General features: G+C 66.7%; 1 protein-coding gene. It reads right to left on the minus strand.

All coding sequences use genetic code 11. The features are described from left to right. Positions 1 to 366: AMP-binding protein (locus NZK81_RS21820; protein WP_260047994.1), on the minus strand; the 366-nt coding region annotated here is incomplete at both ends.

Raw genomic sequence — 366 nt, forward strand, 5'->3', positions numbered from 1 at the left:
CATCGGCACGCCCGCACCGGTATGTTCGAGCACGATCACGGTATCGACGCCGTTGCACTGTGCCAGCGCCTCATCGACATTGGCTTTCAGCGGAACGCGCTTGCCCCCGCGCAGGCCCTCGTCGGCGGTGAGCACGATGCTGCTGTCGCAGTCGGTGATGCGCCCGGCCAGCGCATCGGGGGAGAAGCCGGCGAAGACGATCGAGTGGATCGCGCCGATGCGCGCGCAGGCGAGCATGGCCACGGCCGCCTCGGGCACCATCGGCAGGTAGATGGTGACGCGCTCGCCCTTCTTCACGCCGCGTGATTTCAGGAGATTGGCGAACTTGCAGACCTGTTGGTGCAGTTCGCGGTAGGTGATGCGGCG

The sequence above is a fragment of the Novosphingobium mangrovisedimenti genome, from assembly GCF_025153475.1.
Classification (GTDB): Bacteria; Pseudomonadota; Alphaproteobacteria; order Sphingomonadales; family Sphingomonadaceae; genus Novosphingobium; species Novosphingobium mangrovi_A.